Here is a 9,202-nt window from a genome sequence, read left to right as displayed (position 1 = left end):
TGGAGGAGGGCGGCGGCGATCAGGCCTCGGATGGCCCGGTCGTGGACGATCAGTAGCCGATGGTCATACAGCMAACGCCTGGCATAGACCAGCAGCTGCTCGCGGTCCGCGCAGCGCGACACTTCGTCGCTGAGCAAGCGCACCAGGGCGCGCCGCTGATGCTCGGTCATCCAACGGAATCCGAGCGCTTCGCAGGCGACCCGCTGGTGGTCGAACAGGGTGCGGCCACGGCCATACATGGCGCGCAACGAGGCAATCTCGGGGGCATCGATGCCCAACTCGTGCCCGAGGTGCCGCCACATTGCCGGTGGCACGACCCGCACTGCGTCCAGCAGTCGGCCACTCATGCGCACGAATCCGATGTGCAGCGCCAGGCCCAGCTTGAGCGAGTCGCCGCGGCGTGACTGGATCAGTTCATGCTCGGCACGGCTGAAGGTGAAGAACGCCTGCAGCTCGAAGGCGCTGAGATCGTGCGGCAACTCGCGCATGCCCAGGAATGTTGTCTGCCAGCCTTGCATCGTGCGCCTCCGTCAATGGGGCACGCACGATACGCCGAAAGTGTACAGCAATCCCAAGCAAATCAAGGACTTGCGGACCGTCACCCGCGCCAGTACTGGCCTTGCGAAGCGTCACTCTGTACACCGAAAACGAGTCGACCCCACAAAGGTCGACGACGCGTTTCTGCGTCGCATGGGGCCGGTTCACTTCGGGCACATCAACTTCAGAGGTACGTTCCGGTTTGGTGTTGATAGGTATGCCCAGGCACTCTTGCGGCAAACGTCGACCACGACCGAGAAAAGGGTTTCAGGAATCTGACTCAGGTCCTATTGGACCAAGATCTTCAGGACACGGCGTCCGAGCTATTGAGCGTCCTTCCTCGATGTGAGCGTACCTATTCCCCCATATCCTCGCGTACCTCGAGCCAAACCTTCGCTGCTTCCAGGCCCCACTCAGCAGCCTCAGTCTCCGTCGCAAACGTCGGTTCGCTCCATCGCAACGGATGGTCGTCCGGGTATGGGTCAGCGTGGTACGTCGCGCACGCGCGCGGAGCGAAACGGCCGTCCGACAATTGCTGTCCATAGCCCTTGAGTTTCCATCTGCCTCTGATAAACATCATTGCCTCCTGATTTGATCCGACATCCGTCTGGCTTTCCAGTTGAAAGGTACGAAACATCCTCCGCTGCGGGCCTCTCGCGTCCTCAAGACGTGTTCTGGCTATGCCATTTTCCGAACCGCTTGATCACGGAAAAGCTCGGCGCCAACTGCGTCCATGCTTCAGGCGCCAGTGTCGATGCGCAACGTTGCAGGTTTCCAAATAGCGGCGCTTCGGGCATTTCCTTGAACGCGAATGCAATAGTGTTGCAATGGTCTGGATCATTCACGGTTACGACGCATGTCGTGAAGCTTTTCTTGATTCGCTCAAGGTAGACCGGGAAGTGCTCATGATGGGAGTGGAGGTTCGCCACCAGCACTCCGTTGGGCTCCAGCACGTCAAAGCAGTTATCGTAGAAGGAGCGCGAGCAAAGATCCCCGGGCATCCCGTTGGCATCGAATCCGTCGGCCACGATCACGTCATGGCGGTAGTGGGCGGTACGAACATAGTCGGCAGCATCCTCCTTTCTGACATGAAAACGATGATCGTCTCTGGGTACCTCAAACTCGTCGCGAAGCGCGATGACGTGGGGATTGATTTCGATCACCTGAATGCGTGAATCCGGCAGGTAGCGGTAGCAGAACTTCGCCAGCGATCCACCACCCAGACCCACCATGGCGATATGACGGGGGTTAGGCGAAAACAGCAGGAAACCCATCATGAGGCGCGTGTATGCCAGCATGAGGTCGGTGGGTCGATCGATCTGCATCCGGCTTTGAACGTCGCAGATCGAGAAATGCATGCTCTTTGAGTTCAGCGATTTGTCAACAAAAGGTCGCGGGTGCCGGTTGTACTCGAGGCGGTCTGGCATCAATGATTCAATGAGATGAAAAAATGAGAAGAGGCGCGGTGGTGCGAGCTCGGAAGGGCTACTTGTCGCTTTGGATCTCGGCGACAGTCAGGGCAGTCATGTTGAAGATGCCTCGCACAGTTGCCGACGGCGTCAAGACATGGAGGGGACGTCTCGCTCCAAGCAAGATGGGGCCAATGGTGATTCCACCCCCCGCGGCCGCTTTCAGCAGGCTGAACGAAATGTTGGCTGCGTCGATGTTGGGAAACACCAGCAGGTTGGCGTCGCCGGCTAGCGCGCTGTGCGGCATCACCGCGGCACGTTGCTTGCCGTCGAGTGCCATATCGCCCTGCATCTCACCGTCGACTTGCAGCCAGGGTGCCTGGGTCAGAAGGAGGTCGAGCGTCTGACGCATCTTGAGGGCGCTTGGCTCGTTGCTGCTACCGAAATTGGAATGCGACAGCAACGCCGCCTTGGGCATCAGACCGAAGCGCATCATTTCCTCGGCTGCCATGGTGGTGATCTGGGCGAGATGTTCGGGCGTCGGGTCGTAGTTGACCTGTGTATCGACCAGAAACACCTGCCTGTCGGGCAGCAGCAGGCCGTTCATGCATGCGTAGGTGGCGACGCCGGCGCGCTTGCCGATCACCTGGTCGATGTAGTGCAGGTGCAGCGCCGTGGTGCCCCAGGTGCCGCAGATCATCCCGTCCACATCGCCCTTGTGCAGCAGCATCGCGCCGATCAGCGTCAAGCGGCGGCGCATCTCGATCTTGGCGGTCTGCACCGTCGTGCCCTTGCGCTCGGTCATGCGATGGTAGGTCTGCCAGAAATCGCGGTAGCGGCGGTCCTGCTCGACATTGACGATGTCGTAGTCCAGTTCTTCCTTCAGGCGCAGGCCGAACTTCTCGATGCGCTGCGCAATGATCGTCGGGCGACCGATCAGCGTCGGGCGCGCGATGCCTTCGTCGACCGCGATCTGCGCGGCGCGCAGCACGCGCTCTTCCTCGCCTTCGCAGTACGCGACCCGCTTCTTCGATGCGCGCTTGGCGGCCTCGAAGATGGGCTTCATCGTGGTGCCCGAGGCGTAGACGAAGCTCTGCAGCTTGTCGCGGTAGGCATCGAGGTCGGCAATCGGCCTGAGCGCCACGCCGCTTTCCGCGGCGGCCTTGGCGACCGCTGGGGCGATCTTGATCATGAGCCGCGGATCGAAGGGCTTCGGGATCAGATATTCGGGGCCGAAGCTGAGCTTCTCGCCCACATAGGCGGCCGCCACGCGCTCGCTCTGCTCGGCCTGCGCCAGGTCGGCGATGGCAAGCATCGCCGCGACTTCCATCTCGTCGGTGATGGTCGTCGCGCCGCAATCGAGCGCGCCGCGGAAGATGTACGGGAAGCACAGGACGTTGTTGACCTGGTTCGGGTAGTCGGTGCGGCCGGTCGCCATGACGACGTCGTCGCGCACCGCRTGGGCRTCTTCCGGCGAGATCTCGGGGCTCGGGTTGGCCAGCGCGAAGATCACCGGCTTGGCCGCCATCTTGGCGACCATCGCGGGCTTCAGCACGCCGCCGGCCGACAGGCCGAGGAACACGTCGGCGCCCTCGATGATGTCGYTCARGSTGCGCGCRTCGGTCTTCTGCATGTACTGGCGCTTGTCGTCGTCCATCAGYTCGGTGCGGCCTTCGTAGACCACGCCGGCGAGGTCGGTCACGTAGACGTTCTCGCGCTTCAGSCCGACCTTGAGCAGCAGGTTCARGCAGGCCAGCGCCGCGGCGCCGGCGCCGGAGGTCACSAGCTTGACCTGGCCGATGTCCTTGCCGACCACCTTSAGGCCGTTGAGCATCGCRGCCGCCACGGTGATCGCGGTGCCGTGCTGGTCGTCGTGGAAGACCGGGATCTTCATGCGCTTGCGTAGTTCGCGCTCGACGTAGAAGCAGTCGGGGGCTTTGATGTCCTCGAGGTTGATGGCGCCGAAGGTCGGCTCCAGCGCCGCGATGACTTCGACCAGCTTCGCCGGGTCCTTCTCGTCGATCTCGATGTCGAAGACGTCGACGCCGGCGAACTTCTTGAACAGCACGCCCTTGCCTTCCATCACCGGCTTGGAAGCCAGCGGCCCGATGTCGCCGAGGCCCAGCACCGCAGTGCCGTTGGTGATGACGCCGACCAGGTTGCCGCGCGCCGTGTACTTGAAGGCGTTGACCGGGTCCTTGACGATTTCTTCGCACGGCGCAGCCACGCCCGGCGAATAGGCCAGCGCGAGGTCGCGCTGGTTGACCATCTGCTTGGTGGCGGCGATCGAGATCTTGCCCGGCACCGGATGCTCGTGGTACTCGAGGGCGGCGCGGCGCAGCTCCGCGCGCTTGTCTTCGGGCGTGGGGATCTGCGAAGTCGATTCGGACATTGGGCCGTGCCTCCTAGGACGCTTCTTGTAAAGGGCGCCGATTGTAGACCTCGATCCCGCCGTCCTGCGACGCGCACGGCGCCGAACATTCCGACTCCTCAAAAAACGAAAACCGGTTGTTCCTATCTTTTCTTCTTAGTCTTCTTATTTAAATTAGTAGTAGTAGTAAGGGCCGCGCTGTTCTGTGGACAGGGCGCATTTCTCCTTGTGTGACAAGGGTTTGCCGCAGCCCGCCGGCTGTGTGCAGCCGCGCTTCGCTGCTGTCGCGGCGAGGCGAACAACTTCGGACGAGGCCGCCTGCCTGTGGACAAGTGCCATGTTGTGCCGGAACTGTCCCCAGGGTTGTCCTTTGGGCGCTGTGGCAATATCCCGCCACGGAAAACCCCCGTGAACGAGGAGCGACCATGGCGCTGATGGATTTCATCAAGAAGCAGTTCATCGACATCATCCAGTGGACCGAGACCGGCGACGGCACGCTGGCCTGGCGCTTCCCGATGGCGGACATGGAGATCCAGAACGGCGCGTCGCTGACCGTGCGCGAGTCGCAGGTCGCCGTGTTCGTCAATGAGGGCCAGGTGGCCGACGTCTTCGGCCCGGGCATGTACAAGCTGACGACGCAGACGCTGCCGGTGCTGACCTACCTCAAGAACTGGGACAAGCTCTTTGAGTCGCCATTCAAGAGCGACGTCTACTTCTTCAGCACCCGCCAGCAGGTCGACCAGAAATGGGGCACGCCGCAGCCGATCACCGTGCGCGACAAGGATTTCGGCGCGGTGCGGCTGCGCGCCTTCGGCAACTTCAGCTTCCGCATCGGCGACGCCAAGCTGTTCCATACCCAGATCTCGGGCACGCGCGAGATCTATACGGTGGCCGACCTCGACGGCCAGCTTCGCGGCCTGCTGCTGCAGAACATCAGCAATGCGATCGCCGCCAGCGGCGTGCCCTTCCTCGACCTGGCGGCCAACCAGATCCAGTTCGCCGAAGCACTGGCGAAGCAGCTGGTGCCCGAGTTCGCCAAGATCGGGATCCAGCTCGAGAACATTACGGTCCAGAACGTCTCGCTGCCGGAAGAACTGCAGAAGATCCTCGACCAGAAGATCGGCATGGGCATGGTCGGCAACGACATGGGCAAGTTCATGCAGTACCAGACCGCGCAGGCGATCCCCAAGTTCGCCGAGGGCGCGGGCGGCGGTGGCGGCATCGCCGGCGATGCGATGGGGCTCGGGGCCGGCGTCGCGCTAGGCCAGGTGCTGGCGCAGAACCTGGCGCAGGGCTTGCAGGCGCAGCCCGCGGCGGCGCCGCAGCAGCAGCCGGCGGTCGCGGTGGTCAATCCGGCCGACGTGATGACCACGCTCGAGAAGCTCGGTGAGCTCAAGGCCAAGGGCATCCTGACGCAGGAAGAATTCGACGCCAAGAAGGCGGAGCTGCTGAAAAAACTCGTGTGACGGACAGCGGCAGCCAGCGCTACTACCGCGCGCCCTGCCCTGGTTGCGGCGCGCCGGTCGAGTTCCGATCGGCGCAGTCGACGCATGCGGTCTGCCCCTATTGCCAGAGCACGGTGGTGCGCCAGGGCGAGACGCTGGCGCGCACCGGCAAGATGGCCGAGCTGTTCGACGACTTCAGCCCGCTGCAGTTGTTCGCCGCCGGTCGCATCGAGGGCCAGCCCTTCACGCTGGTCGGCAGGCTGCAATACCGCTATGCCGGCGGCCACTGGACCGAATGGATCGCCGCCTTCGACGGCCAGCGCAGCGGCATCCTGAGCGAGGACAACGGCGCCTTCGTCTTCGCCACGCCCTTCGACCTGCAGCGCGCGGCGCCGCCGGCGGTTGAGCTGCGCGTCGGCGCAAGCACCGCCTTCAATGGCCAGAACTACACCGTGGCTTCGAACGAGCAGGTGGCGCTGGTCTCGGCCCAGGGCGAACTGYCGCGGCTGCCCGAGCTCGGCCGTCCGTTCGCGGTGGTCGAGTTGCGCAGCGAGCAGGGCCAGGTGCTGAGCCTCGAGTACGACACCGATCCGCCGGGCTGCTACCTGGGCCGTTCCGTGCAGCTCGAGGACCTGCAGCTCACCGGCCTGCGCGACGAGTCGGCCAAGGAGGAAAAAGGCCGCAGCTTCAACTGCCCGAACTGCGGTTCGCCGGTGACGGTCAACCTGGCCGAGAGCAAGAGCATCACCTGTTCGTCGTGCAACAGCATCATCGACCTGTCGCAGGGCATCGGTGGCGAGCTTCGGCATGCGGCCCAGAACGAGCCGGTGCAGCCGCTGATCCCGCTCGGCAGCATCGGCCAGCTGCAGGGCGCGGACTGGCAGGTGGTCGGATTCCAGCATCGCATGGGCGTGGCGCCCGGCGATGACGAGCACTTCGGCTGGAGCGAATACCTGCTCTACAACAAGAAGCGCGGCTTCAGCTTCCTGGTCGATGCCGAGGACGGCTGGAGCCTGGTCAAGCCGACCACCGGTGCGCCCCGGATGGCGGAAAGCGGCGCCCGGGCCACCTACCTCGGCAAGGTCTACCAGCAGCAGTACGCCTACAACGCCGAGACCAGCTATGTCGCCGGCGAGTTCTACTGGCAGGTCGAGCGCGGACAGAAGACCTTCAACCGGGACTTTGCCAGCGGCAGCGCGCTGCTGTCGATGGAGCGCTCGGCCAACGAGCTGACCTGGTCGTCCGGCAACCGGATCGACAGCGCCGCGGTCGCGGCGGCCTTCAAGCTCGATCGCAGGAAGGACATGTTCAAGCGCAGCGACGCGCTGCCGGTCAGTGCGGCCTCCCGCCTCGGCTGCGGCACCATCGTGCTGATCGTGATCGTGATCATCGTGCTGCTGATCATTCTGAGCACCTGCAGCGGGGGGAGTGGCTCGGGTGGCTCGCGCAGCGCCGGCGGCTCGTACGGCGGCTATTCGAGTGGCGGCAGCCACAAGTGATGTTTTTTTTCGGAGGTTCTCATCATGGGAATTGAATGGTTGAAGCCGAGCGTGATCTTCGGATCGCTGATCTACGCGGTGATCGGCCTGGCGGTCTTCTGGCTGGCCTTCCTGATCGTCGACAAGCTCACGCCCTATGACCTTTGGCAGGAGATCGTCGAGAAGCAGAACGTGGCGTTGGGGCTCGTGGTCGGCGCGATGAGCCTCGGCATCTGCATCATCATCGCCGCGGCCATCCATTGAAGGGGGCGGCCTTGTCCGCGCTTCCCTTGGAGCGGAGTGGCCCGCGCCCGGTCGAGATCGCGCTGCTGGCCAGCGTCTTCGTGGTCGCGGCCTGCGGGCTGGTGTACGAGCTCAGCGCGGCGGCGCTGAGCTCGTACCTGCTGGGCGACTCGGTGCTCCAGTTCAGCACCATCATCGGCACCTACCTGTTCGCGATGGGCGTGGGCTCGTGGCTGTCGCGCTACTTCGAGCGCCAGCTGCCGGCGCACTTCCTGCGCATCGAGCTCATGGTGGCGCTGGTCGGCGGCGCGCTGCCGGCCCTGCTGTTCATCGCCAACGCCTACGTCCCGGGCGCCTTCCGGCTGCTGCTCTACGGTTTGGTGCTGGTGGTCGGCACGCTGGTCGGGCTCGAGATCCCGCTGGTGATGCGGATCCTGCGGCGAAACGTCGCCCTGAAGGACCTGGTCTCGCAGGTGCTGACCTTCGACTATCTCGGGGCGCTGGCGGTCTCGATCGCCTTTCCGCTGCTGCTGGTACCGCAACTGGGGATGATCCGCACCGGTCTGCTGTTCGGCTTCATGAATGCGGCGGTGGCGGTCTGGGCGCTGTGGCTGTTCCGGCACGAACTGCGCCGCGTCGGCGCCCATGCACTGGCTTGCGTGCTGGCGCTCGGCACACTGGGGGCCGCCTTCGTCCTCGCCGATCGGATCACGACGCTGGCCGAGGACAAGTTCTACCAGGACCGGATCGTCTTCAGCGCCAGTTCGCCCTACCAGCGCATCGTGGTCACGCGCGGCGCCGCCGGGCACCGGCTGTTCCTCAACGGCAACCTGCAGTTCGCCGAGCGCGACGAGTACCGCTACCACGAGGCGCTGGTGCATCCCGTGATGGCGGCCCACGGCGCGCCGCGCAAGGTGGCGGTGCTGGGCGGCGGCGACGGCATGGCGGTGCGCGAGATCCTCAAGTACCCATCGGTCGAGCGAGTGACGCTGGTCGAACTCGATCCGAACATGACCCGCCTGTTCCGCGAGCACGAGACGCTGGCGGCGCTGAACGGCCATTCGCTGAGTTCTCCGAAGCTCGCGATCGTCAACACCGACGCCTTCCAATGGCTGCAGCAGGCGGGCGAGGTCTTCGACGTCATCGTGGTCGACTTTCCCGACCCGACCAATTTCGCGATCGGCAAGCTCTACACGAGCTCCTTCTATGCATTGCTCGACCAGCGGCTGGCGGCGAGCGGCTACGCGGTCATCCAGACCACCTCGCCGCTGGTGGCGCGCAAGAGCTTCTGGACCGTGGCAACGACCATCGAATCGGTCGGGCTCACGGCCACGCCCTACCACGCGCATGTGCCGAGCTTCGGCGAGTGGGGCTACATCATCGCCAGCCGACGGCCGTTCCGGATGCCCGAGGCACTGCCGCAAGGATTGCGCTTCCTGTCTGTGCCGACGCTGCCGCTGCTGTTCGACTTCCCGCGCGACATGGCGCGGGTACCGGCCGAAGTGAACCGGCTGTCGAACCAGACGCTGGTGAGCACCTACGAGCACGAGTGGGGGCGATGAAGCGGCGCGCCTTCCTGGGCCTGCCGGCCGCCGCCGCGTCGATGCTGGCGGGTTGCCAAGCGCGGCAGGACATCGACGGAGGCTTTACCGGCATCGACCTCGCGCGGGGCCATGCATGGCGCGATGGCACGCTGTCGGCCGGCGCCGCCCCCGACGC

General features: G+C 64.3%; 7 protein-coding genes. 4 read left to right on the top strand and 3 right to left on the bottom strand.

The genetic code is table 11. The annotated features are described in order from the left end of the window. From AC1DY5_RS30625 to AC1DY5_RS30615, 3 genes are all read right to left on the bottom strand, one after another. Nucleotides 1-518: DUF4158 domain-containing protein (locus AC1DY5_RS30625; RefSeq protein WP_478117587.1), on the bottom strand; the 518-nt coding region annotated here is incomplete at its 3' end. A gap of 681 nt (nt 519-1,199) precedes the next feature. After that, on the bottom strand, nt 1,200-1,964 hold the full coding sequence (locus tag AC1DY5_RS30620) for a fused MFS/spermidine synthase (protein ID WP_478117586.1): 765 nt from the start codon (nt 1,962-1,964) through the stop codon (nt 1,200-1,202). Between the two features lie 58 nt (nt 1,965-2,022). Next, complete coding sequence (locus AC1DY5_RS30615; protein WP_478117584.1) at nt 2,023-4,338, bottom strand: NADP-dependent malic enzyme; 2,316 nt, start codon at nt 4,336-4,338, stop codon at nt 2,023-2,025. Nucleotides 4,339-4,742: 404 nt separating this feature from the next. Between AC1DY5_RS30615 and AC1DY5_RS30610 the strand changes: the two genes are divergently transcribed. Genes AC1DY5_RS30610 through AC1DY5_RS30595 form a run of 4 tightly spaced genes read left to right on the top strand, consistent with a single transcriptional unit; the run spans nt 4,743 to nt 9,045 of the window. Continuing rightward, a complete protein-coding gene (locus tag AC1DY5_RS30610; RefSeq protein ID WP_478117582.1) occupies nt 4,743-5,783 on the top strand; it encodes an SPFH domain-containing protein in 1,041 nt (346 codons plus the stop codon). Then, complete coding sequence (locus AC1DY5_RS30605) at nt 5,780-7,261, top strand: DUF4178 domain-containing protein (protein ID WP_478117580.1); 1,482 nt, start codon at nt 5,780-5,782, stop codon at nt 7,259-7,261. Before AC1DY5_RS30610 ends, AC1DY5_RS30605 begins: the two co-directional genes overlap by 4 nt. 24 nt (nt 7,262-7,285) lie before the next feature. Continuing rightward, nucleotides 7,286-7,504, top strand: coding sequence for a DUF350 domain-containing protein (locus tag AC1DY5_RS30600; protein WP_478117578.1), 219 nt, complete (start codon nt 7,286-7,288; stop codon nt 7,502-7,504). Between the two features lie 11 nt (nt 7,505-7,515). Next, nucleotides 7,516-9,045: a polyamine aminopropyltransferase gene (locus AC1DY5_RS30595; protein ID WP_478117577.1), complete on the top strand. Its 1,530-nt coding sequence runs from the start codon at nt 7,516-7,518 to the stop codon at nt 9,043-9,045. Nucleotides 9,046-9,202: the final 157 nt, after the last annotated feature.

The sequence above is a fragment of the Variovorax sp. P4_D9 genome (genome assembly GCF_056401695.1).
This window is presented reverse-complemented; position numbering and strand designations above follow the sequence as displayed.

Coding starts and splice junctions, on each gene's coding strand:
- AC1DY5_RS30620 (WP_478117586.1), bottom strand. CDS start 1,964: ATGCCAGACCGCCTCGAGTACAACCGGCACCCGCGACCTTTTGTTGAC.
- AC1DY5_RS30610 (WP_478117582.1), top strand. CDS start 4,743: ATGGCGCTGATGGATTTCATCAAGAAGCAGTTCATCGACATCATCCAG.
- AC1DY5_RS30600 (WP_478117578.1), top strand. CDS start 7,286: ATGGGAATTGAATGGTTGAAGCCGAGCGTGATCTTCGGATCGCTGATC.